General features: G+C 59.4%; 19 protein-coding genes and 1 pseudogene. 13 read left to right on the forward strand and 7 right to left on the reverse strand.

Going from position 1 to position 24,383, the window contains the following annotated elements:
• Nucleotides 1-10: 10 nt before the first annotated feature.
• From ACYZUA_RS26815 to ACYZUA_RS26835, 5 genes are all read left to right on the forward strand, one after another.
• Complete coding sequence (locus ACYZUA_RS26815) at nucleotides 11-1,144, forward strand: mannuronate-specific alginate lyase (protein ID WP_461961273.1); 1,134 nt, start codon at nucleotides 11-13, stop codon at nucleotides 1,142-1,144.
• A 214-nt stretch (nucleotides 1,145-1,358) separates the two neighbouring features.
• Entirely contained in the window at nucleotides 1,359-2,924 is a 1,566-nt protein-coding gene (locus ACYZUA_RS26820) for an MBOAT family O-acyltransferase (protein WP_461961274.1), read from the forward strand.
• Nucleotides 2,925-2,935: 11 nt separating this feature from the next.
• Nucleotides 2,936-4,111: an alginate O-acetyltransferase gene (locus ACYZUA_RS26825; protein ID WP_461961275.1), complete on the forward strand. Its 1,176-nt coding sequence runs from the start codon at nucleotides 2,936-2,938 to the stop codon at nucleotides 4,109-4,111.
• A gap of 14 nt (nucleotides 4,112-4,125) precedes the next feature.
• Nucleotides 4,126-4,791 carry an alginate O-acetyltransferase AlgF gene (locus ACYZUA_RS26830; RefSeq protein WP_461961276.1) on the forward strand — a complete coding sequence of 222 codons (666 nt, stop codon included), beginning with the start codon at nucleotides 4,126-4,128 and terminating at the stop codon, nucleotides 4,789-4,791.
• A 106-nt stretch (nucleotides 4,792-4,897) separates the two neighbouring features.
• Nucleotides 4,898-6,349, forward strand: a complete 1,452-nt coding sequence (locus ACYZUA_RS26835; RefSeq protein WP_461961277.1) for a mannose-1-phosphate guanylyltransferase/mannose-6-phosphate isomerase — start codon at nucleotides 4,898-4,900, stop codon at nucleotides 6,347-6,349.
• Between the two features lie 75 nt (nucleotides 6,350-6,424).
• Here ACYZUA_RS26835 and ACYZUA_RS26840 read toward each other — a convergent pair whose 3' ends face one another.
• The gene (locus ACYZUA_RS26840) at nucleotides 6,425-9,169 is read right to left on the reverse strand and encodes an RHS repeat-associated core domain-containing protein (protein ID WP_461961278.1); all 2,745 of its coding nucleotides are present in this window, start codon (nucleotides 9,167-9,169) and stop codon (nucleotides 6,425-6,427) included.
• Nucleotides 9,170-9,336: 167 nt separating this feature from the next.
• On the opposite strand from ACYZUA_RS26840, the gene ACYZUA_RS26845 reads away from it, so the two are divergent.
• The 3 genes from ACYZUA_RS26845 to ACYZUA_RS26855 all read left to right on the forward strand — a co-directional run bounded on the left by ACYZUA_RS26845 (nucleotide 9,337) and on the right by ACYZUA_RS26855 (nucleotide 11,200).
• Nucleotides 9,337-9,801, forward strand: a complete 465-nt coding sequence (locus ACYZUA_RS26845; RefSeq protein WP_461961279.1) for a multidrug transporter — start codon at nucleotides 9,337-9,339, stop codon at nucleotides 9,799-9,801.
• Between the two features lie 32 nt (nucleotides 9,802-9,833).
• The gene (locus ACYZUA_RS26850) at nucleotides 9,834-10,658 is read left to right on the forward strand and encodes an SDR family oxidoreductase (protein WP_461961280.1); all 825 of its coding nucleotides are present in this window, start codon (nucleotides 9,834-9,836) and stop codon (nucleotides 10,656-10,658) included.
• A 143-nt stretch (nucleotides 10,659-10,801) separates the two neighbouring features.
• Entirely contained in the window at nucleotides 10,802-11,200 is a 399-nt protein-coding gene (locus ACYZUA_RS26855; protein WP_461961281.1) for a DUF4440 domain-containing protein, read from the forward strand.
• A gap of 128 nt (nucleotides 11,201-11,328) precedes the next feature.
• Here ACYZUA_RS26855 and ACYZUA_RS26860 read toward each other — a convergent pair whose 3' ends face one another.
• From ACYZUA_RS26860 to ACYZUA_RS26875, 4 genes are all read right to left on the reverse strand, one after another.
• Entirely contained in the window at nucleotides 11,329-12,177 is an 849-nt protein-coding gene (locus ACYZUA_RS26860; RefSeq protein ID WP_461961282.1) for an efflux RND transporter periplasmic adaptor subunit, read from the reverse strand.
• A 25-nt stretch (nucleotides 12,178-12,202) separates the two neighbouring features.
• A complete protein-coding gene (locus ACYZUA_RS26865; protein ID WP_461961283.1) occupies nucleotides 12,203-12,403 on the reverse strand; it encodes a DUF1656 domain-containing protein in 201 nt (66 codons plus the stop codon).
• On the reverse strand, nucleotides 12,393-14,573 hold the full coding sequence (locus ACYZUA_RS26870) for an FUSC family protein (RefSeq protein WP_461961284.1): 2,181 nt from the start codon (nucleotides 14,571-14,573) through the stop codon (nucleotides 12,393-12,395). The genes ACYZUA_RS26865 and ACYZUA_RS26870 overlap by 11 nt, the downstream gene beginning before the upstream one ends.
• A 139-nt stretch (nucleotides 14,574-14,712) precedes the next feature.
• On the reverse strand, nucleotides 14,713-16,224 hold the full coding sequence (locus ACYZUA_RS26875; protein WP_461961285.1) for an efflux transporter outer membrane subunit: 1,512 nt from the start codon (nucleotides 16,222-16,224) through the stop codon (nucleotides 14,713-14,715).
• 193 nt (nucleotides 16,225-16,417) lie between these two features.
• On the opposite strand from ACYZUA_RS26875, the gene ACYZUA_RS26880 reads away from it, so the two are divergent.
• The 4 genes and pseudogenes from ACYZUA_RS26880 to ACYZUA_RS26895 all read left to right on the forward strand — a co-directional run bounded on the left by ACYZUA_RS26880 (nucleotide 16,418) and on the right by ACYZUA_RS26895 (nucleotide 19,704).
• A complete protein-coding gene (locus ACYZUA_RS26880; protein WP_461961286.1) occupies nucleotides 16,418-17,386 on the forward strand; it encodes a LysR family transcriptional regulator in 969 nt (322 codons plus the stop codon).
• Nucleotides 17,387-17,458: 72 nt separating this feature from the next.
• Nucleotides 17,459-17,617 (forward strand): annotated as a pseudogene (locus tag ACYZUA_RS26885) (DUF6124 family protein); the annotation flags it as partial.
• Nucleotides 17,618-18,081: 464 nt separating this feature from the next.
• Nucleotides 18,082-19,056, forward strand: a complete 975-nt coding sequence (locus ACYZUA_RS26890; RefSeq protein WP_461961287.1) for a 2-hydroxyacid dehydrogenase — start codon at nucleotides 18,082-18,084, stop codon at nucleotides 19,054-19,056.
• Between the two features lie 138 nt (nucleotides 19,057-19,194).
• On the forward strand, nucleotides 19,195-19,704 hold the full coding sequence (locus ACYZUA_RS26895; RefSeq protein WP_461961288.1) for a DUF2165 family protein: 510 nt from the start codon (nucleotides 19,195-19,197) through the stop codon (nucleotides 19,702-19,704).
• A gap of 26 nt (nucleotides 19,705-19,730) precedes the next feature.
• On the opposite strand, the gene ACYZUA_RS26900 is transcribed toward ACYZUA_RS26895, so the two are convergent.
• A complete protein-coding gene (locus ACYZUA_RS26900) occupies nucleotides 19,731-20,633 on the reverse strand; it encodes a DMT family transporter (protein WP_461961289.1) in 903 nt (300 codons plus the stop codon).
• Nucleotides 20,634-20,771: 138 nt separating this feature from the next.
• On the opposite strand from ACYZUA_RS26900, the gene ACYZUA_RS26905 reads away from it, so the two are divergent.
• Nucleotides 20,772-21,647 (forward strand): helix-turn-helix domain-containing protein, encoded by an 876-nt coding sequence (locus tag ACYZUA_RS26905; protein ID WP_461961290.1) that lies wholly within the window; start codon nucleotides 20,772-20,774, stop codon nucleotides 21,645-21,647.
• Nucleotides 21,648-21,870: 223 nt separating this feature from the next.
• On the opposite strand, the gene ACYZUA_RS26910 is transcribed toward ACYZUA_RS26905, so the two are convergent.
• Nucleotides 21,871-24,300, reverse strand: a complete 2,430-nt coding sequence (locus ACYZUA_RS26910; RefSeq protein WP_461961291.1) for a TonB-dependent siderophore receptor — start codon at nucleotides 24,298-24,300, stop codon at nucleotides 21,871-21,873.
• Nucleotides 24,301-24,383 lie beyond the last annotated feature (83 nt).

The raw sequence follows: 24,383 nt of genomic DNA on the forward strand, positions 1-24,383 counted from the left end.
GGCAACTCTTATGACATGCATGCAAACCCGAACTTTGAAAAGATTGATCGCGCCCTCCTTGCTGACTCTGGCGATGTTCGCCGGAGCCACCCAGGCCGCCGCGCCACTGCGCCCGCCACAGGGGTACTTCGCACCGATTGAAAAAGTCAAAACCGGCGGCAAGAGCGAAGGCTGTGATGCGATGCCGACGCCGTACACCGGCTCGCTGCAATTTCGCAGCAAATACGAAGGTTCCGACAAGGCCCGTTCGACCCTGAACGAGGCATCGGAAAAAGCCTTCCGCGACACCACGGCCGACATCACCAAGATTGAGCGCGGCACCAGCAAGCGCGTGATGCAGTACATGCGTGACGGTCGTCCGGAACAGCTGGAATGCACCCTGAATTGGTTGACCGCCTGGGCCAAGGCCGATGCGTTGATGTCCAAGGACTTCAACCACACCGGCAAGTCCATGCGCAAATGGGCGCTGGGCAGCATGGCGTCGTCCTATATCCGCCTGAAGTTCTCCGAGTCGCATCCGTTGGCAAACCATCAGCAAGAGTCGCAGTTGATTGAAGCCTGGTTCAGCAAAATGGCTGATCAGGTGGTCAGCGATTGGGACAACCTGCCGCTGGATAAAACCAACAACCACTCGTACTGGTCCGCCTGGTCGGTGATGGCAACGTCCATCGCCACCAACCGCCGCGACCTGTTCGACTGGTCGGTGAAGGAATTCAAGGTCGGCGCCAATCAAATTGACGCCCAGGGTTTCCTGCCCAACGAACTCAAGCGCCAGCAACGCGCCCTCGCCTATCACAACTACGCCCTGCCGCCGCTGGCGATGATCGCCAGTTTCGCTCAGGTCAACGGTGTGGACTTGCGTCAGGAAAACAACGGCGCATTGAAACGCCTGGGTGATCGAGTGCTCGCCGGTGTCGAAGACCCGGAAGAATTCGAGAACAAGAACGGTAAGGAACAGGACATGACCGACCTGAAAGACGACTCGAAATTCTCCTGGCTCGAACCGTTCTGCACGCTCTACACCTGCTCGCCGGAGGTGCTTGAGAAAAAGCACGAGATGCAGCCGTTCAAGACTTTTCGCCTCGGTGGTGACCTGACCAAGGTCTACGACCCTGCGAATGAGAAGGGCAAAAAAGGCTCCTAGAGCCAAACGCAAAACCCTGTAGGAGCCGAGCTTGCTCGCGATTGCGGTCTGACATTCAACATCGATGTCGACTGACACTCAGTCATCGCGAGCAAGCTCGGCTCCTACAAGGGTCAGTGCAAGATTTGAGTTGAGTGATATTCCCCCGGTTTTCGGTGGGGGGGTTTGGGGGGGCTGCGGCCCTTGACTGTTGGTTAAACATGGAGAGACCGGGATGGTATTTTCATCCAACGTGTTCCTGTTTTTGTTCCTGCCGATCTTTCTCGGCATGTACTACTTAAGCGGAATACGCTATCGCAACCTGCTGCTGCTGATTGCCAGCTACGTGTTCTATGCCTGGTGGCGTGTGGACTTCCTTGCGCTGTTCGCAGCCGTCACATTGTGGAACTACTGGATCGGCCTCAAAGTCGGCGCCGCAGGCGTTCGGACCAAACCGGCACAACGCTGGTTGCTCCTGGGCGTGGCCGTCGACCTGTGCATTCTCGGCTACTTCAAGTACGCCAACTTCGGCGTCGACAGCATCAACGCGATGATGACTTCCGTCGGTCTGTCGCCGTTCATCCTGACCCACGTGCTGTTGCCGATCGGGATCTCGTTCTACATCTTCGAGTCCATCAGCTACATCATCGACGTCTACCGTGGTGACACGCCGGCGACGCGCAACCTGATCGACTTTGCCGCTTTCGTGGCGATCTTCCCGCACCTGATCGCCGGTCCCGTGTTGCGTTTCCGCGATCTCGCCGACCAGTTCAACAACCGCACTCACACCCTCGACAAGTTCTCCGAAGGTGCGACGCGATTCATGCAGGGCTTCATCAAGAAGGTCTTCATCGCCGACACTTTGGCGGTGGTGGCCGACCATTGCTTCGCCTTGCAGAACCCGACCACGGGCGATGCCTGGCTCGGTGCGCTGGCCTACACCGCGCAGTTGTATTTCGACTTCTCCGGTTACAGCGACATGGCAATCGGCCTGGGCTTGATGATGGGTTTCCGCTTCATGGAAAACTTCAAACAGCCGTACATCAGCCAGTCGATTACCGAGTTCTGGCGTCGCTGGCACATCAGCCTCTCCACCTGGCTGCGTGACTATCTGTACATCACGCTGGGCGGCAACCGTAAAGGTACGCTGATGACCTATCGCAACCTGTTTCTGACCATGCTGCTCGGTGGTCTGTGGCACGGCGCGAACATCACGTACATCATCTGGGGCGCCTGGCACGGCATGTGGCTGGCGATCGAAAAAGCCCTCGGCCTGAACACCTCGCCGCGCAGCATCAACCCGATCCGCTGGGCGCTGACCTTCCTGCTCGTTGTCATGGGCTGGGTGATCTTCCGCTCGGAAAACCTGGACGTCGCCGGTCGTATGTACGGCGCGATGTTCAGCTTCGGCGAATGGTCACTGTCGGAACTCAATGCGGCCAGCCTCACCGGCCTGCAAGTGGCGACCCTGGTGGTGGCTTACATGACCCTGGCGTTCTTCGGCATTCGTGACTTCTACAGCAACCTGCCGCCTGAGAAGACCAAGCCTGTTGTGAACGTCGAGGCCGATGGCCCGGCTGCCGCGACCCCAGGAATGATCAAAGCCGTGCCGGGCGACAACCCGGGCAGCATCCACGAGCCTGGCTACACCGTCGGCGTTGAAGCGACTGTGCAACCAGCCTACTGGACTGCGGACTGGTCTCGTTACGTGATGCGCACGCTGGTACTGGTGCTGTTCATCGCCTCGATTTTCAAACTCTCGGCGCAAAGCTTCTCGCCGTTCCTTTACTTCCAGTTCTGAGGGATCTGACTATGACCCGCTCATTACGCATCCTCTACATCACCCTGTTCATGGTGACGCTGTTGGTCCTTGGCGTGTGGTCCACGCGCAGTTTCCTCGGCTTCAGTACTTCTGCCGAAACGACAGTGCTCAACGGCCGCTGGGCCAAAGCCGTGGAAACGCACTACGACGACGAGTTCCCGATCAAGCGCCTGGGCACCAACCTTTGGGCTGCGCTGGATTTCAAACTGTTCAACGAAGGTCGTCCGGGCGTCGTGCTCGGCCGCGATCAGTGGTTGTACAGCGATGAGGAATTCAACCCGATCGTCAACGAAGAGCTGAACCTGCAAGGCAACTACGCGCTGGTTGAAGGCGTGCGCCAGGAACTGAAAGCGAAAGGCGTGAAACTGGTCATGGCGATCGTGCCGGCCAAGACTCGCCTGTACCCGGAACACCTGGGTGAAGTGAAGCCTTCGAGCATCCACGCCAACCTCTATGAGGACTTCCATGCTCGTGTGGCGGCCAACAAGATCCTCGCTCCCGACCTTTTCGGCCCGATGCTGAAAGCCAAGCTGGACGGTCAGCAAGTGTTCCTGCGCACCGACACTCACTGGACCCCGGAAGGCGCGCAAATCGCTGCCGAGGCCTTGGCGAAATCTATTTCCGACAAGTACCCGCTGAGCGGCGAACCGCAGCATTTCGTTACTGAACCTGCGGAGAAAGTGACTCACAAGGGCGACCTGCGGTTGTTCCTGCCACTGGACCCGCTGTTCGAAAACCTGATGCCGAAACCAGAGCCGCTGCAGAAGCGCAACACCGTTGTGGCACAAGACCAGCCGGCCGCTGATGACGCCTTGTTCGCCAACACTGAAGTGCCGGTGGCCCTGATCGGCACCAGCTACAGCGCCAACCCCAACTGGAACTTCGTCGGTGCGCTGAAACAAGCGCTGAACAGCGACGTGGTCAATTACGCCGAAGACGGCCACGGCCCGATTCTGCCGATGCTCACCTATCTGAAAAGTGATGCTTTCAAGAACAGCCCGCCACAGGTGCTGATCTGGGAGTTTCCTGAACGTTATCTGCCTGTGAACAACGAAATCGGTGACGCCGACCCGCAGTGGGTCGCAGAGCTCAAAGAAGCCGGCGCTCGCCAACAAAACGTAGCTGCAAACACTAAATCCGAGACGCCCGACCGGGCGCAAAACTGAAAGAGAGGTACACCATGACTTTCACTACTACTCCTCGCCGTCTCGCCGCTCGCTCCTTAAAAGCAGTCGCCCTCGTTGCTGGCATGAGCGTGTTGTCGATGTCCGCCTTCGCTGGCGACGCCGCACTCTACGGCCCGACTGCACCGAAAGGTTCGAGCTTCGTACGTGTCTACAACGCCGGTAACGCTGAAGTCAGCGCCACCGTCGGCACCACCAACCTGAGCGAAGTCGCGCCGCTGTCCAGCACTGACTTCAGCTTCATGCCGGGCGGCGACTACAGCGCCAAGGTCGGTAGCCAATCCCTGCCGGTGAAACTGGCCGGTGACCACTATTACACCCTGGTCAACAACGCCAGCGGCGCACCGCAACTGATCGAAGAACCGCCGTTCAAGAACAAGCAGAAATCCCTGGTTCGCGTGCAGAACCTCAGCGACAAGGCCCTGACCCTGAAAACCGCTGACGGCAAGACCGAAGTGGTTCCGTCCGTGGCCGCCAAGGGCCGTGGCGAGCGTGAAATCAACCCGGTCAAAGTCAGCCTGGCGCTATACGATGGCGACAAGAAAGTCGGCGACGTGAAACCGGTTGCCCTGGAACGCGGTGAAGCCGCGGTGCTGTACGTCACCGGCAGCGGCAGCAGCCTGTCGCCAGTGTGGGTAAAACGCCCGGTTTCGACGCGCTAATCATTTTGCCGGGTAGCCCACGGGCTACCCGGACACGGAATAAGAACAAGAGTGAAACGACAGAACGCAGTAGCTCTGACCCATACGATTTTCAAGGAGTAACAACATGATTCCGGTGATCTTGTCAGGTGGTAGTGGCTCACGTCTTTGGCCGCTTTCGCGTAAGCAATTCCCTAAGCAGTTTCTCGCCCTGACCGGCGAACACACGCTGTTCCAGCAAACCCTGGAACGCCTGGTGTTCGAAGGCATGGACACCCCGATCGTGGTCTGCAACAAGGACCACCGTTTCATCGTCAACGAGCAACTGAGTGCCCGTAACCTGGACACCCAGCGCATCCTGATGGAACCGTTCGGCCGCAACACCGCTCCAGCCGTTGCGTTGACCGCGATGATGCTGATCAACGAAGGTCGCGACGAGTTGATGCTGGTGCTGCCGGCCGACCACGTGCTGGACGACCAGAAAGCCCTGCAACGCGCGCTGGCCCTGGCCACCGTCGCTGCAGAAAACGGCGAAATGGTGCTGTTCGGCGTACCGGCCACCAAACCGGAAACCGGCTATGGCTACATCAAGTCGACCAATGATTCGCTGCTGCCCGAAGGCGTCAGCCGCGTCTCGCACTTCGTCGAAAAACCGGACGTAAAGCGCGCCACCGAGTTCGTCGAGTCCGGCGGTTACTTCTGGAACAGCGGCATGTTCCTGTTCCGCGCCAGCCGCTTCCTCGAAGAGCTGAAAAAGCACGATCCGGACATCTACGACACCTGCCTGCTGACCCTGGAACGCAGCGTACAAGATGCCGACACCATCGACTTCGACGCCGCCACCTTCGCTTGCTGCCCGGACAATTCCATCGACTACTCGGTGATGGAAAAAACCCAGCGCGCCTGCGTTGTACCGCTGACCGCGGGCTGGAGCGATGTCGGCTGCTGGTCGTCGTTGTGGGAAGTGAATGAAAAAGACGCCAACGGCAACGTCACCAAAGGCGATGTGGTCATTCAGGACAGCAAAAACTGCATGATCCACGGCAACGGCAAACTGGTGTCGGTGATCGGCCTGGAGAACATCGTGGTCGTCGAAACCAAGGACGCCATGATGATCGCCCACAAGGACAAGGTCCAAGGCGTGAAACAGATGGTCAACACCCTCAACGAGCTGGGCCGCAGCGAAACCCAGACCCACTGCGAAGTTTATCGTCCGTGGGGCTCCTACGACTCGGTGGACATGGGCGGCCGCTTCCAGGTCAAGCGCATCTCGGTCAAACCGGGCGCGTGCCTGTCGCTGCAGATGCACCACCACCGCGCCGAACACTGGATCGTGGTCAGCGGCACCGCTGAAGTGACCTGCGACGAAAACGTGTTCCTGCTGACTGAAAACCAGTCGACCTACATCCCGATCGCCTCGGTCCACCGCTTGCGCAATCCGGGCAAGATCTCGCTGGAAATCATCGAAGTGCAATCGGGCAGCTACCTGGGCGAAGACGATATCGAGCGGTTTGAAGATATCTACGGTCGCTCCAACCCGATCGAACGCGGCGTGTCGGTGAAAACCATCGCGCAGTGATTGATCTGTAACACAAGAAGCCCCCGCCCGACCCGCTGCGTTTCCCTATCCGCAGCGGGTTGGGTGGGGGCTTTTTTATGCCCTCAACTTGGCGCCAGATCTCGAGGCAATGGCCGCTGATCGTGGGTTGACCGCTTGAGTAGAGATTTTTACCAACTTGCTGGTCTTGTTAATCCTGTTCAAAGACTTGAGTGTCAGAAAGTTGCCCACGCCTCGTACATTAGCGATGTTTTTCGATATCACCCCGGCGTCCACGGCCATTTTCAGTTCGTCTGGCTTCAGCTGGGAGGCGGGGTTGGCCAGCAAATACTCCACACTCGCCTTAATATCATTACTAGCCCCTCCCTTACGCGTAGTGGTGGAAATCGCGGCGACTGCGTAAATTTGCCTGGTCCCGGCAGATGCCAGCTTGTCCTCTTTTTTCACAATCGCAAAGACCCTATGCTCGGTTACTCTTTTTGGCTCGGCACTTTCTGAATCCGGCTCGACAATAATGGGATTCGGCCCCCCCCACGCCACGAACCCCAGCATGTCAGATGAGTATTCTTCTCCCAATTCAAGATTCATCTGGGGCCCTCCCGATTTGGCCGGAAACATCCTCGCAGCATATTTGTACGCATCTTTGTACTCTCGCAAGTTGCGTAACAACTCTCCTTTGCCAACGGCGTACTCGGTGTCCACGCCCACTTCCACCGCTTTGAATTCGGAGCTGGTTTTAAACGCCTGGGTTTTATCGTCAAATACCGCGACTTTTACGAACATTGCCTTGGCCTTCAATCCCGCCCGCTGAAGCGGGCCGAGGTTGATTTTGTAGTCCCCTGTTTCATCATGTTGCAGGCCGGATGAATCAATAAACGTCATTGGGTTGTTCAGCACCATCGAGAACAGATTCAATCCATCAATATCCCCCGCAGGATCGGGATTCAACCAACGCTGCAACCACGGTATGTAGTACCGAAATCCATAGTAATAAAGCCCCGTCGCATCCCGCTCTTTACCCGAATAGCGAACGGTTTTGTAATCCCCATCGGTGTCGTTCGGGCCGGCAGACCAGGCTGTTGCACCAAACGGGTAATAGGTTTCCCGACTGATGATTCGCGCGTCATCAGCGAGCTCCAGCGTGCAGGAGTTCAAGTGATCGATGAGGTTGTAACGGTACTGATCGTTGCTTACGCCGGACGGCGGATCGGTTTCCCAATGCAACACCCGAACACTATTGAGCCCCGCCTGCGCGGTGATGACCCGTAGCACCTTTGCGGTGCCGCTGTCGGTGCGCAGTTCAAGTCCCGGCAAGTAACGCACTTCAGCCACTAGCGTTCGGGCATTGGTCTGTAACGAGCGGATTTTGCGCACGCGCTGACCACCGCCATCATAGACATAGGCCTCCCGATCATTGATCCCGGAGGCGCGCTCCACCGGGCTGACCGACTGCAACTGGTTACGCAGATTCCAGGTTAAAACCCGTCCCTGATCCAGCTCCAGCAAATTGCCCCGAGTGTCGAACGCAGCAGCGATTGCTTCCTCGGTAGGCGGTACACCGTCGCGCCAGTGCAGACAGCGATTGCTGTCACGCGCGGCCTTCACATCACGTCCAGGCCCCTGCGCGCCGACGTGCGTCAGCTTAAGCAAATTGCCGCTTTCGTCATAACTGTAGGTCTGGCGGTAGTTGCTGACTGCCGCGGGATCGGCCCGCCCCACCGATTCCGGTCCCTGATTGGCGCTACCCGCCTCCCAGCCGAACGCCTCGATCAATTGGGAAAGACTGTCGTAGATAAAGCGACTGATGGGCTCGATACGCTGGTTGGCGAAGTAGCGCACCGGCAGTGCCTTGTCCTCGATGCTGAGGACGTTGCCCATTCGGTCATAAAGATAAATCAGATACTGCAATGTCCCGGCACGGTCGCTGTACGCCCGTCGCTCCGTCAGGCGCCCGTTTTCAGGGCAATACTTGAGGATCGTTTGTACATCGTTACCTGCCACTTCCCGTTCAACCTTTCCCTCGGCGTTGTACTGGATATCGCTGACCAGCGTTTGCCAAGTGGTCAGTCCCTGAAGTTGCAGTCGCGTCTCACGCAAGCGACCGTCAAGGGTCAGGCTGAAGGCCTGGCGGTTTTCCTTGGCATCGACCTGTTCCAGCACATCATTGAGCGGACCGAAATTCCACCTCGAGGCGACGCCCTCGCCCGGTTCAAGCAGCCGTTGGCAGTCGCCTTCCAACACCGGCCAGTCGGGTGCAACAGGGTCCAGGGTGAAGTGACGGACTTGCTTCACGCATTGGCCGGTGATTGAAAACGCCTCGAACAGCACCGTCCCGGCGGGGTCGTCATGACGGATCAACTGTCCGCATTGATTCCGACGGCCCTGAGCTGGTCCCCCATAGGCCATGCGTTCAACAGACTTTCGCGGCTCAGTCGTGTCCTGTTCGAACACCACCACGGGACGAAGCAAGTCGTCGTACTCGACCTCGCGTTCGGTGCCTCGGCTGTCCCACCCCAGCAACACCTCATTGCCCAGCCCCGGCAGGTTGAGCTGCCAACCGGCATCGACGCTGTCAGTGAACAGCGCGTTACCCGACAGCGAATACACCGTCGTGAGGTTAGCGCGCCTCAGCGGCTCTTCTTTTGGCAGCGCCCAAAGCCGTGGATCCCACTGTTCAACCGCACGTCCTGCGGCATCGTAAAAGGTGCGGTTAATGCGTGCCTGAGTGGGGTCACCTTCGACCTCACGCCAATAATCAACCGAACGGATCGACAGACCACGCGGGTCGACAACGGACAATCTGGGGGTTTTGTGGTGCATTCCCATCGTCAAGGCCTGCATGCCGGTCGCGTCCCTGTGTGCCAGTAGTCATCTAACCGTTCATGGACAGGCCAGGCTACTGTCAGAAATTACAGTGCCGACCAACGGTAAAGGACCTTGATCGACGAATGTCCATTCCTTCGGCCCTTCGGTAGGATGGCGGTCATGAGTTCAAGGAGCGTTCAAACATGTTCATCGGCGTCCTGCTGGTCATCACCTGGCTGATTTTGTTGCTGCGCTACCCGACCAAGGCATTGCCCGTCTCTGTGGCAGCCGCCATCGGATTGGGTGTGGTGGCAACGTGGGTGATCTGGATGGACAACCGCGAGGTCAAGCAACTGGCGCGCCTGGAGTTGCGCATCACCTACGCACCCGAACGCTGCCCGGCGGACCGGCCGTTGCATCTGACAATGAACAACGGCAACGACGTGCCGCTGACTGAGTTACGCTGGCGCGTCGCCGCGTATGCGCCGGGCGATACGGTGAATCTGGCCGACAATCAATACGCTGCACCGCGCTATCGCGGCCCCGGCGAACTTCAGGCCGGCGCGAACTGGGAAGACTGTTTGCCCCTGCCGCCGCTGCGCCCTGGCTATCGCCCGCAAACGCTGGAGTTTCGCGCCGAACGTTTGCAAGGTAGTTTCTCCGACTAATCCCCTTCCTCTTTTTGCACAAGGACCGCGCCATGCCCGTTGCGTTAATTACCGGTTGCTCCAGCGGCATAGGCCGCGCCCTCGCCGATGTGTTCAAAAACGCCGGATACGACGTCTGGGCCAGCGCCCGCAAGGCTGAAGACGTGGCGGCGCTGGCCGCTGCCGGTTTCACTGCCGTGCAACTGGACGTCAACGACGGCGCCGCACTCGAACACTTGAGCGAGCGCATCAACCAGCAACATGGCGGCCTCGACGTGCTGATCAACAATGCCGGTTACGGCGCCATGGGGCCGTTGCTCGACGGCGGTGTGCCAGCCATGCAGCGGCAATTCGAAACCAACGTGTTCGCCATCGTCGGCGTCACCCGCGCCCTGTTCCCGGTGCTGCGTCGCGCCAAGGGTCTGGTGGTGAACATCGGCAGCGTGTCCGGGGTTTTGGTCACGCCATTCGCCGGTGCCTACTGCGCCTCGAAAGCGGCGGTGCATGCCTTGACCGATGCGTTGCGCATGGAACTGGCGCCGTTTGGCGTGCGGGTCATGGAAGTCCAGCCAGGCGCAATCGCCTCCAGTTTTGCCAAGAATGCCGGTCACGAGGCTGAGCAGTTGATCACCGAACAATCGCCTTGGTGGCCGCTGCGTGACGGCATTCGCGCGCGGGCCAAGGCTTCCCAGGACAACCCGACCCCGGCCAGTGAATTTGCCGCCGGTTTGCTCAAGGCCGTGCAACAGAGCAAACCACCGCGCCTGATTCGTCTGGGCAACGGCAGCCGGGCGTTGCCGTTGTTGGCGGGATTGTTGCCTAAAGGGCTGCTGGAGGCGGGGTTGATGAAGCGGTTCGGGTTGCGCGGGCAGCTCTGAGACCGAGTCGACTTCATCGCGAGCAGGCTCGCTCCCACAGGGAAATGCATTTCAAATGTGGGAGCGAGCCTGCTCGCGATGGCGTCCGAACAATCACCGAAAACTCCAACATTTACCGAAAGCCATAAGTGATCACATCGCCCATGACCGATTACACCGAGTACTTTGACGAGATCATCCAGGCCCACATTGCCATCGAACAATGGCTGGCCGAAGAACGCGACGACTCAGAACTTGAACAATTGCTGACCCGGTTTTCACCGCAGTTTTCCATGGTCTCGCCGTTGGGCCGGGCGCTGGATTTCGACGCGTTGAGCGAATTGTTTTTGATGGCGGGCGGGAAGAAACTCGGGTTCAGAATCGAGCTCAGCGAGTTGCGCGGTGTTGCCCTGTACGAGGGTGGCGCGGTTGTGAGTTATCGCGAGCAGCAGACCGATGCGACCGGCCTACATTCTGATCGCCGGTCGACGGTGGTGTTTGAGAAGCAGGTGGACGGCAAAGTGGTTTGGCGGCATTTGCATGAGACGTTTTGCAAGGAGTGAACCTGAGTCGCGCCCATCGCGAGCAGGCTCGCTCCCACAGGGGATTTGCGTCGTTCACTGAATCAGCGTTCGAACTCTGTCAGTGTGGGAGCGAGCCTGCTCGCGATGGCCGCGACTCGGTCTAACGGTCAGTTCACCACAACGGTGCACGTAATCCCCGCCGCCAACAGCACCCCCTCCGGCACTTCATCAATGTGAATCCGCACCGGCACTCGCTGCGCCAGGCGCACCCAGTTAAAGGTCGGGTTCACATCGGCAATCAGCTCGCGACTCTCAGGGTTATCACGGTCGTAGATGCCGCGAGAAATGCTTTCCACATGCCCCTTCAACACTTCCCCACTCATCAGCTGCATGTCGGCTTTATCGCCGACCCGCACGTGGGGCAATTTGGTTTCTTCGAAGAAGCCGTAGACCCAGAACGAGTTCATGTCGACCACGGCCATTTTCGCCTCACCAATGCGCGCGTAGTCGCCGCGATGCACATTGAGGTTGGTGACGTAGCCGTCCACCGCTGCGCGGACCTCGGTGCGTTTGAGGTTCAGTTCGGCGACTTCGAGCTGCGCCTGAGCATGCTGGTAATCGGCCAGGGCCGAGTCAGCAATGTTGCTGGCGTCGTCGCGGTTTTCCCTGGAGATCACCAGGTTGTCCATGTCGGCGCGACGGTGAGCGTTGACCTTGCGCATTTCCCACGTCGACTTTCGCGAGGCCACCAGCGCCTGCGCCTGTTTGACCGCAATGCGGTAGTGCTCGGGGTCGATCCGCATCAGCAAATCGCCCTTCTTCACCTGTTGATTGTCGCGCACCGGCACGTCCACCACTTCCCCGGTGACGTCGGCGGCGACGTTGATGATGTCGGCGCGCACCCGGCCGTCGCGGGTCCACGGCGTGTCCATGTAATGCACCCACAGGGTCCGGCCGATCCACATCGCAAGGGCCAGCACCAACAGAGTGGCGAGCAGGCTGAAAAGCTTTTTCATCAGGGCCTTCTTCAGAGATAGAGAGTCAACGGTATACAGTCAGCGCCAGGGCGCCGAACAGACAGGTAAACAGGCTCAGGCGCAGCAACGCCGGGTGCCAGAAGAAGCGGTACAGATCAAACCCGGACAAGAACCGGTCGAGCGACCAGGCCAGCGCGGCAGCGATGAAAAACATTAGCGTCATGGTCGGCATGTACACGCCGTGGAAGGCGATTTCACGCGGCATGTTCAGGTCCTTTTGTATAAGCAGAGAGCGGTGATTGCGGGTCCAGCAACGAGGTGCGGATGAAGTGCAAATAGCTCTTCACCCGACGCAGGGCCGAGGTGTCGAAGTGCGGCGCGAAAGGTTCGTCGGTGGCTTGCACGCGGCTGATCGCGTGATCGACAGCGATCAGGCCGCGCTCCAGATTGCTCTGGCTCGGTTGCAGAAACAGCCGCATCAGCGAGCGGCCCATCACGCGGATTGCCTGACGCCACGGCTGGGATTCGGCATAGGCCGGGTGCACCGGCAGGATCGCCTGCTCCCTGCGCAACTCGATGATCGCGTGGCCGACTTCCAGCACCACGAACATCCAGCGCAGCAAGTCCCGTTGCACTTGCGGTTGCCCCGCCGCGAGACCGTAGGCCTGATGCAGCAGGTCGCGGGTGCTGCTTTCGAAACTCGACGCCAAACCCTTGAGTTTGCCGCTGATGGCGTACACCACTTGCCCGCGTAAATCCTGCTCCAGCCGACGCCACAACCAGCGGCTGTTGGGCGGCAGGATGATCGCCCCGGCCGCCGCGCACACCAGCATGCCGAGCACCATGGCGATGTAGTCGTTGATGAAGGCGTAAGGGTTGTAAACGGTGAGGTTGTCCGGCACCGAACCGGTGCTGAAAAAGATCAGCAAACCGAGACCGACACCGGCGTATTGCGGCCGCGACGTGAGGAACGAACCGAGCACGATCACCGGTGCGAGCATCACGCAGAGCAACGGAAAACCGTCGATCCACGGGAAGATGAAAAACATCTCGACGAAGCCGATCAGGGCCCCGAGGAGCGTCCCGCAAGCCATCTGAAACGCCATGCGTTTTGGATTCGGTGTCGCCGCTGAAAGGCCCACGGTCGCGGCGGCGATCAGCGTCATCGTCGCCCCGCTCGGCCACGCCGTGGCGACCCAATAGCTGCCCAGAACCACCAGAATGAACGCCGCGCGAATCCCCGAGGCGGCCGACGCCATCCAGTTGGTTTGCGGGGTGAACGGCTCATCCCATTGCTCGCGCACATGGCTGTGATCGGCCAGCGACGCGTGGGTCTGTGCATAACTGTGCAGGTCGTCGACGAAGCGATAGAGCAGCTCGTACGCGGTATGAAAATCCAGCTGCTCGGCGTCGCTCGGGTCGCTCTCCTGAAAAGTCGCTCGCAAGCTGCGAACGCGTGCCGGCAGACCTTCTTTATAGGCGCTCAACGCGATGACCAAACGCCCCGCATCGGCGTTGGTCAGGGCGCGGCCGCTGAAGCCGTCGAGCAGTTCGGCGAGGTCCTGCAAACCCGGTTTGATCGCCGCAACCACGTGATCGGCGCCGCTGCTGCGCAAGCGCTCAAGCAACTGGTGCAAGGCGTTGAAACGGGTGGTGATGCCCATGAATTCGCTGTTCAAACGACTGAGCCGACCGTTGCGCCGACGCATGTGCGGGTCTTCGAAAACGGTGACACTGCGTAACCCTTCCAATCCGACAGCCTCGGCGATGAAGCGCACGTTGCTTGCCTCGAAAGCCTCCCGTTTGCTGCGACCGCGCAAGCCATCGGTGACGAATAGCGCGAACACGCCGAAGCGCTGATACAAGGCGTTGCGCATGGCGGCGCTGGCGGATTGCGGCAAGATCGCGGCGCTGACCAGCGTGGAGCAAACAATCCCCAGGGAGATTTCCAGCACCCGCCAAACGGCGGCCATGAACGCGCCGTCCGGGTGCGCCAAGGCAGGCAAACCGACCATCGCGGCGGTGTACCCGGCGAGCACGAAACCATAGGCGCGAAAGTTACGATAGCGCGCCGCGCCCGCCGAACAGATGCCCACCCAGATCGCCAGCGAACCGAGGAACAGCTCGGTGTTCTGCGCAAACAAGGCAATCAGCGCGACCATCACCGCCGAGCCGGCCAATGTCCCAAGAAAGCGATAGAAACTCTTGGCCAGCACGTGACCGCTTTGCGGCTGCATGACGATGAACACGGTGATCATCGCCGTGCGCGGCTGCGGCAATTCCAGGCGCATGGCCAGCCACAGCGTCAGGAACGCCGCGAACAAGACCTTGAAAATGTAGACCCAGGTCACGCCATCGCTGCGCGCCCAGTCGAAGAAACCCCGGCGCCATTCAAGGGAATACAGCCAGCGCAAAGGTGCGGGCAAGGGAGTCATGAAATCCTGCTCATGGAGATTCGATTAAGACGCAAAACCTGTAGGAGTGAGCCTGCTCGCGATCGCGGAGTGTCAGGAGACACATGCACTGACTGGCACGGCCTCATCGCGAGCAGGCTCACTCCTACAGGGTTTGTGTTCAATTCGAGAGACTCTTTAGCAGGGCCGGGGTTTTCGGCGCCTGGGTCTGACTGTCCTTCGGCACGTCGTCGCCCGCGCCCAATCCACCGCCCAATGCCGTCACCAATTCCGCATGAGCACTCAGTCGCGCCGCCTGAACCTGCTGCTGAACCTGCTGTTGTTTGAACAACAAGGTCTGGGCGTTGAGTACGTTGAGGTAGTCGGTGAGCCCGCGCTGGTAGGCGATCATCGCGATGTCGTACGTCTTCTGCGCAGTGGCCACCGACTCGGCGGCGAAGGTTTGCTGCTTGTCCATGGATTCGCGGCGGATCAACTGGTCGGAGATGTTTTTCAGCGCGTTGACCAGCGTCTGGTTGTACTTGGCCACGGCGAGGTCGTAACCGGCCGAGGCTTCGCCCAGCTCCGAACGCAAACGGTCGCCGTCGAAGATCGGCAACGAGATGGCCGGGCCGACGCTGTAGTTGAGCTTCTTGCCGGTCAAAAACTCCAGCGCCCCGCCCCCGGTGGCCATGTAGCCGAGGCTGCCGACCAGATCAACGTTGGGGTAGAACCCGGCATGGGCGACATCAATGGCCCGTGCCTGAGCGGCCACTTGCCAGCGACTGGCGACTACATCCGGGCGTTGACCAAGCAGTTGCGCGGGCAAGGTCGACGGTAACTTCAGTACCGCGCCCAACGACAATGTCGGCCGCTGCAACTGCGCGCCCTCCCCCGGACCTTTGCCCGCAAGGGCTGCGAGTTGGTTGCGGCTGAGGGCGATTTCTTCTTCCAGCGCATCGATCTGACGATGGGTTTCCGGCAGCGGCGTTTCAGCCTGACTGACTTCGAAATGGGTGCCGATGCCACCGTTCAGGCGCTTCTGCGCGAGGTCGAGAATTTGCTGCTGCTGCTTCAAGGTCGCCTCGACGATGTCCCGTTGCGCGTAATGCAACGACAGCTCGATGTAGGCGCGCACGATGTTGTTCTGCAATTCGAGCTGAGCCAGACGCGCTTCGGCGGCGCTCATGTGAGCCATGTCGACGGCGCGCTCGGTGGCGTTTCTTTCGCGGCCCCAAAGGTCGAGGGCATAGCTGAAGCCCAGCGCGGCGTTGTTGTCCCACGTCGTCGTGTTGGCCAACTCGCCCGGCCCGTAGAACTGATCGGTGGGCCAGTTATGGCGTTTGAGGGTGGATTCGCCATTGATCTGCAAAGACTCGGCGGACTCGGCGACCCCGGCCATGGATTTGGCCTGACGCACTCGCGCCGCCGCCATGGCCATGGTCGGGCTGCCTTTTAGTGCGAGGTCGATCCAGCGGTTCAATTGCGGGTCGCCATACGCCTGCCACCATTGGGCGGTCGGCCAGTGAGCGTCCTGTGCAGCGTTCTGAATGGCTTCGTCGGTGGCCAATGAATTGGCCTCGAGCGCCTTGCCCTGCGGGGCAATCCCTCCGGTACCGATGCAGCCGCTGATTGCCAGGGTTAAAGCCAAAACACTGAGCGTCTGAAGCGCTCTGTTGATGCGACGCGGCACTGCTGCGATTTCCTGAACTGAGGGAGTTGTTCCTGAGGTGCGCAATTCTAGGGGTGGGGTTGGATGGCGATAAGCTGGGAATCCTGTGAATCTTTGTTACCGTTAACGCGATAATCCCTTGGTCCATCTTTAGTCGCCTGTAAACAATCAGCAACTTCGTGTCACAATTTGCCATTCGCTTAGAGAGCACCCCATGGACACTTTGCAAAACATGCGCGCCTTCAGTTACGTGGCCGAGGCCGGCAGCTTCACCGCCGCCGCCGTGCAACTCGACACCACGACGGCCAACGTTTCGCGCGCGGTCTCCAACCTGGAAGCCCACCTGCAAACCCGCCTGCTCAACCGCACCACCCGACGCATCGCCCTGACCGAAGCCGGCAAGCGCTATCTTTTGCGCTGCGAGCAGATCCTGGCCTACGTCGAAGAAGCCGAAGCCGAGGCCAGCGACGCCCACGCCCGCCCGGCCGGGCAGCTCAAGGTGCACACCATGACCGGCATCGGTCAGCACTTCGTGATCGACGCCATCGCCCGCTACCGCAAAACCCACCCCGACGTCACCTTCGACCTGACCATGGCCAACCGCGTGCCGGACCTGCTCGACGAGGGCTACGACGTGTCCATCGTGCTGGCCAGCGAACTGCCGGACTCAGGCTTCGTCTCCCAGCGTTTAGGCATCACCTACAGCATCGTTTGCGCCTCGCCCGCCTATGTGAAAGCCAACGGCTGCGCGCAGAAGCCCAGCGATTTGCTGAACCACGCGTGCCTGCGTTTGGTGAGCCCGGTGATTCCGCTGGAGAAATGGACCTTCGACGGCCCGGAAGGCCAGGAAATGGTCACCATCAATAGCTCACCGTTTTTGGTGAACTCGGCTGATGCGATGAAAACCGCGATCATCAGCGGCATGGGCGTTGGCGTGTTGCCGGTGTATGCGGCGATTGAAGGGTTGCGCAACGGGACGCTGGTGCGGGTGATGCCGAATTACCGCTCGCAGGAATTGAATCTGTATGCGATCTACCCGTCGCGGCAGTATCTGGATGCGAAGATCAAAACGTGGGTCGAGCATTTGCGCGGGTCGTTGCCGGAGATATTGGCGGCGCACCAGGCGGAATTGGTGGCGTATGAATTGAGCGGGAGTATGGGTGGGGTTCGGGTGGCGAACTGACTTTACGGTCCTACAGACGGAGTGATTTTGGGGGACTTTTCCGACGGGTCTGTCGGTTGTTGGGGCGCGCAGGCTTCGGTCGATGTGATGGTCCATCAGTTGGTGGATCATCTAAAGGGTAGGTCGCGCTATGCCCTGCTGGGCATTTCAAACAGCATCATGGTGGCGGAGATCGCCGCCAACCGGATGCTGGATAACCTCGACGTACCAAAATCTACGCCACACATCTGATCCCCTGTAGGAGCTGAGCTTGCTCGCGATGACGGACTGTTATTTCGCCATCGATGTTGAATGTTAGACCGCTATCGCGAGCAAGCTCAGCTCCTACAGGGGATCGGGGATCAGTGTTCGCCTTTCGCCCCTCACCACTCAACAGGCCGAGCGTTAGCTCGCCTGCAGCTCTTGATCTTGATCCACCCGCCCCTTCGGAACGAAGGAACGCCGAGCCTAAGCGAGGGGCCGGACGCTTGGGGCGAGCCTTTTTGGGTACTTTTTTGGGCGTTTGAAAAAAGTGCCTCGCCGTAAGGGCGAAACCGCCAGCCGCCGTTACCGCAGAAACGGATATGCACCCAGCCAACCACCAACATGGCCGGCCCAAAGGCCGCCAAGGACAAAAGAGCCCAACAGCCTCGCCCAAATCCAAAGAAGAATGCTAGCGTGCTTGGCATTCTCCAAGCCCGACGAGCCCTTACCCCATGAAAAAGACCGTCCTCGCCTTCAGCCGCGTCACCCCCGAAATGATCGAACGCCTGCAACAAGACTTCGACGTCATCGTGCCAAACCCGAAAAACGGCGACATCAACGCCCAATTCAACGAAGCCCTGCCCCACGCCCACGGCCTGATCGGCGTCGGTCGCAAACTCGGTCGCGCACAACTGGAGAACGCCGCCAAACTGGAAGTCGTCTCCAGCGTCTCGGTCGGCTACGACAACTACGATGTCGCCTACTTCAACGAACGCGGGATCATGCTCACCAACACCCCCGACGTCCTCACCGAAAGCACCGCCGACCTGGCCTTCGCCCTGCTGATGAGCAGCGCCCGCCGCGTTGCCGAAATGGACGCCTGGACCAAGGCCGGCCAGTGGCAAGCCACCGTCGGCGCGCCATTGTTCGGTTGCGATGTGCATGGCAAAACCCTGGGCATCGTCGGCATGGGCAACATCGGCGCGGCCATTGCCCGTCGCGGGCGGCTGGGCTTCAACATGCCGATCCTCTACAGCGGCAACAGCCGCAAGACCGAGCTGGAGCAAGAACTCGGCGCGCAGTTCCGCAGCCTTGATCAACTGCTGGCCGAAGCTGATTTCGTCTGCCTGGTGGTGCCGCTCAGCGAAAAAACCAGACACCTGATCAGCCATCGCGAACTGGCATTGATGAAGCCAAGCGCGATTCTGGTGAACATTTCCCGCGGCCCGGTGGTGGACGAACCCGCCCTGATTGAAGCCCTGCAAAACAATCGGATTCGCGGCGCCGGGCTGGACGTTTATGAGAAAGAACCGCTGGCCGAGTCCGCCTTGTTCCAACTGAAAAACGCGGTGACATTGCCACACATCGGCTCGGCAACTCATGAAACCCGCGAAGCCATGGCCATCCGTGCCTTGTCTAACTTGCGCAGCGCTTTGCTGGGAGAGCGACCGCAAGACCTGGTGAATCCACAAGTCTGGAAAGGCTAACTAAAACGGGCAGGTGTACAACCGCCTGCCCGTGATTTACACACTTTGCAATTCAGTTAACTGCTAAAAAAACATACTCACTATAGACTCCCATCACTTAGTCTAACTTACAGACCATAGTTATGGAGAGCACCTACATTGAACCACCTTACGACCGACAAACTGATTAGATACAGCAAAGTAATTCTAATGGGTTATCTAAGCTTTTTTGGCTTGATGGTGATGTACAGCAACTTTACCGACTACGCTTCCAATTACGAATACGTCAGCCACATCCTCAGCATGGACACCACACGAGAAAACCTGAACCTGAGCTACAGAGCAATCACTTCACCGATACTCCACCACCGCATTTATTGGTTCATTATCACTTTTGAAGTTATTTACACGAGTTTCTGTTTGCTGGGCACTTACCATCTTTATCGAAACATCAATGCACCTGCCGCCGTTTTCCACGAAGCGAAGAAGTTTTCGATCGTCGGACTATTGATCGGTTTTTTTGTTTATTACATCTGCTTGCAAGTGATCGGTACCGAATGGTTCAACATGGATGAATCTGCACTCTGGAACGCCAAGGATTGGGCTCGGCACATCGTGGACTTCATGTTTCCACTGCTGATTTACATCGCGCTCAAAATCGAACGCTGAAGTTTCAGCGCCCGATCACCAGATCTTCACGCCAGCTTGCCGTTCCCCTGCACCATCAGCGCCTTGGGCTTACGAAACACCAGCACATTGCCCAGCATCACCAGTACCAAACCCACCAGGGCGGGCGCGGTCCATTGGTAGCCTTCGGCAAACGCCGACACATTCAGCGCCACGACGGGAAACAGTACGGTGCAATAGGCTGCGCGCTCCGGCCCCATCCGTCCGACCAATGTCAGGTAGGCGGTGAAACCGATTACCGACCCCGGAATCACCAGGTACAGCAGCGAGCCGATGTAGCGCGCGTTCCATTCCACGTTGAACGGAATGCCTTCGACCAGGCACCACGCCGACAGCATGGCCGCGCCATAGGCCATGCCCCAGGCGTTGGTGGTCAGCGGTTTGAGCCCGGCTTTCTGTTGCAGGCTCGACAGCATGTTGCCCGCCGAGAAGCACAGCGTCCCGAGCAATGCCAGGCCCAGCCCGAGCAAGGTTTGCGGGCTCGCGGTGTGGCCCGCCACCTCAGGCCAGAACAACAGGCCAAGCCCAAGCAGCCCCAGCGCACCCCCCATCAGCACATTGCGAGCAACTCTTTGCCCGAAAAACACACGTGCATTGAGCGCGTTCCACAACGTGGCGGTGGAAAACACCACTGCGACCAGACCACTGGGAATCCACTGGCTGGCGGTCAGGAAGCACATGAAATTGATGCAGAACAGGCACAACCCCTGCGCCAGACAGATCAGATGCCCGCGACGGTTCATCACTTGCAGGCGGCGACTCAACAGCAGCATGACGAACAGCACCAACGCCGCGAGGCCGAATCGATAAACGATCGACACTGGAATCGCCACAACACCCAATTGCCATTTCAAGGCAATCCAGGTGGTGCCCCAAATCAGCACAGTCAGCAGATACAACGAAAGGTTCATGGCGAAGACTCCTTAATAGGCCTTCAGTGTCCTGCGCCAAGGCCTTTCGCACTTGCATAAACTTGCGCTTTTGTCGGGCCATAGGCTGGCAGCCGAACGGCTACGGAGTAGGATGCAAGGCGTCGGAGAGAAGCCATCATGCCCGCACTCGAAACCCTGCAAGTCTTTCAAGCCCTCAACCGCTCGCCCAATGCTCGCCTGGAGCACAGCGCCGAGCTCGGTGACGGCATGGCTGCAGCCTTGTGGAGCAACCATCACGACGCCCAGGATTACGAAGCGCCGAGTCATCACACCCTGTCCTGCTATATCGCCGGCGGCACCGGCACCTTTCGCCGTGACCAACCCGGCACCAAGGGCGGCCCCGACAAACTGTGCATCCTGCCCGCCGAGCACCAATCGGGCTGGGTGATCAACGGCGACATTCGCCTGGCCCATGTGTATTTCAGTCCCGAACAATTCGCCCTCGGCTGCGTTACTTTGCTGGACCGCGAACCTCGCGAACTGCAGTTGCGCGAAGCCACCTTTCTGGACGACCCATCGCAAGCCCGGCGCTTTCGGCAAATGCTCACACTCAATTGGGACGAACCCGGCGAACGCGTGCTCACCAGCAGCCTGGCCCATGAAATGCTCAGCCACGTTTTGCTCGGCCAGGTCGGGATGCGTGAGGGGTTGCGGCTCAAGGGTGGACTGGCGGCGCATCAGCGGCGGCAGTTGGTGGAGTTCATCGACACTCAGTTGGCCGAGGCCATCAGCCTGGGGCAGTTGGCGGCGTTGTGTGCGCTATCCGAGTACCACTTTGCGCGGATGTTTCGCGAGAGCTTTGGGTTGCCGCCGCATCAGTATGTGTTGGCTCGCAGACTGAGCCGGGCGCGGGAGTTGTTGCGTTCGACGTCACAGCCATTGGGGGAGATTGCATTGGCGTGCGGGTTTGCCAGTGCGAGTCATTTCACCAATCGGTTTCGTCAGGCATTGGGGGGAACACCTGGAGAGTATCGCCAGGCGTTTTTGCGGTAGGTTTTTTGTGTGGTGGGGTGTCATTGAAATTCCCCCTCACCCTAACCCTCTCCCCCAGGGGCGAGGGGACTGACCGAGGTGTTCTTAGAGCTACATCGACCTGAAAGATCAAGTCGAACTCAGGCTTTGAAAAGCTTGGAGATCTGCTCCCTTTCCCCCTCTCCCCCGTGGGGAGAGGGATGGGCGGGCGGCGTTCCGATGAGGGGTCGATCTTGAACCTGCCCTAAAACTCCAACGTGCTGGACAGCGACACCTGTCGCGAATCCCCCATCGACACAAAGAACCGGCTCGCCGCCGAGGTGTAGTAGGTGCGGTCAAACAGGTTCTTCACGTTGAGCTGGAACTTGACCTTCTGCCCTTCGACTTTGGTGTCGTACGTGGCGAACGCATCGGCCACGGTGTAGCTCGGCAGGTCGAAATCGTTCACCGCGTTACCCGCGCGCTCACCGACATACCGCGCCCCCGCACCGACCCGTAGCTGATCGCCACCGACGATGGTGCCGAAGTCATAAACCGCCGACAGCGAGCCGCTATTCTTGGCGACGTTTTGCAGTTTCTTGCCTTTGTAGGTCGGGTCTTCGGTGACTTCGGCATCGGTGTAGGCATAGCTGCCAATCATGCTCCAGCGATCACTCAACTGACCGCTCAGGTCCACTTCCAGACCTCGGGAACGCACTTCGCCGGCGGCGCTGTAGATCGTCACCGGACCTTCGGAGTTGGCCACCAGCACGTTGCGCTTCTTGATATCGAACAGCGCGACGTTACCGGTGACGCGGCCCGGCATGTCGAGCTTGGCGCCGACTTCCCAGGACTTGGCTTCTTCCGGCGCGACGCTGCCGTCCAGCACGGTGCTGCTGCCGCTCAACGGTGCGATGGTTGAGTTGGGTTTGAACGACTCGGTGTAGCTGCCGTAGAACGACAGTTCATCGGTGTAGCGATACACCAGACCGGCGCGAGGCACCCATTTCTGGCCATTGCTGTCGGTGTTGGCCTTGAACGGTACGCCTTTGCCCGCGTACTGGTCGTATTCCTGGAAGCGCGCGCCAGCGACGAAAATCCATTGATCGGTCAGGTGGATCGAGTCCTGGAGGAATACCGAATCGCTGCGCAGTTTATCAGTCTGCGCACTGTCGGCCGGGCTGACCGTGGTGCCGGCGACTTCGCGGCCATACACCGGGTTGATGTAACTGAAGGTGCTCAGGCTTTTCTGGCGGATCAGGTCTTCGCGGTAGATCTTGCGGTATTCATCATCGACGCCGAACACCAGGTCATGTTTCATCCCCGCGAGCTGGACATTGCCTTCAAGGCTGGCGGTGGTGAAGCGGTCGGTGCTGATAGCGTTTTGAGTGCCGTCCATGCTGCGGGTCAACGTGCCCTTCTTGGTGTCGATGGCGGTGATGCGCACCTGGCTGGCGTCGTAGGTTTCGCGGTTCCAGCTGTAGCCGAAGTGGGCTTTCCAGTTGTCATTAAGTTCGTGATCGGCCTCGAAGTGATAGAGGTCCGAGCGGCCTTCCATGTTGTTGAAGGGCTCGTCGAGGCGACGCTCGCGGGAGATGTCCAGCGGATGATTGTCACGCGGGTCGATCACCGTGCCACGGTCGAACGGGGTCAGAAACTCGCGGTGTTCGTAGGAGAACAGCAGCTTGGTGCTTTCGCCGAACCAGGCCAGGGACGGTGCTACCAATGTCTCGCGATGGGTGCCGAAATTGCGCCAGTAGTCTTCGTCTTCGTGGTCCAGGACCATGCGATAGGCCAGCCCGGAATCACCCAGCGCACCGGTGCTGTCGAGACCGCCACCGCTGCCGTTTTTGCCGTCGCCATAGGTCGAGCCACGCAGGGTCAACGCGTTGTACTGCTCAAGCTCGGGCTTTTTGCTGACCATGTTCACCACGCCGCCCGGGTCTTGAATGCCGTAAAGCAGCGAGGCCGGGCCCTTGAGGACTTCGACCCGGTCTACGGTCGCATTCATGCCACGGCCCTGCACGATCGGCATGCCGTCGCGCATGATCGAGCCGTTACGGTTGTCGCCGAAACCGCGAGTCATCACCGAGTCCTGAGTGCTCGCCAGTGTGTTGCCTTGAGTAATGCCGCTGACGTTGGCCAGCGCATCATCCAGATTGCGCGGCGCTTGATCACGAATAACCTGAGCCGGAACCACGTTGACGGTCTGGGGGATTTCCTGACGCAAGGCCGATGAGCGCATCACCGAACTGGTGGGCGGCGGCTGATAGCTCATGGATTGATCGACCACCGAGGTGATGGTGGTCGCGCCCAGGTTCAAGGCGCCATCGGTAGGCAACGGCTCCAGCACCAATGTGTGGCCGTCGGTACGGCGGAAGGTAAGACCCGAACCGCTGAGCAAACGCTGCATTGCTTGCTCGGCACTCATCTGTCCGCTGAGCGCTGGAGCGTTGATGCCGTAAGGCGCCTCATCGGTGTAGACCACGCTGATGCCGGTGATCCGGCTGAAGTCGCTCAAGGCCAGGGGCAGCGGTTTGGCGGCTATTGCGAAGCTGAACGGCGCACTCTGTCGGGCACTGCTGGCCTCAGCCGCCACCGCCATACTCAACGGCAGCAATGCCAACGCCGAAAAGCTCAAGGCACACGTACCCAACCATTGTTTGACCGAACCCGATTTTGCCCTGGACTTCATTGCTCATGACCTGTGTAGAACCGCAACGGATGCGAATGACTCGCAGTTTCAGTCACTACACGGATGGCGTCGGGGTTTACCTC

It is taken from the genome of Pseudomonas sp. LS2P72, assembly GCF_054897865.1.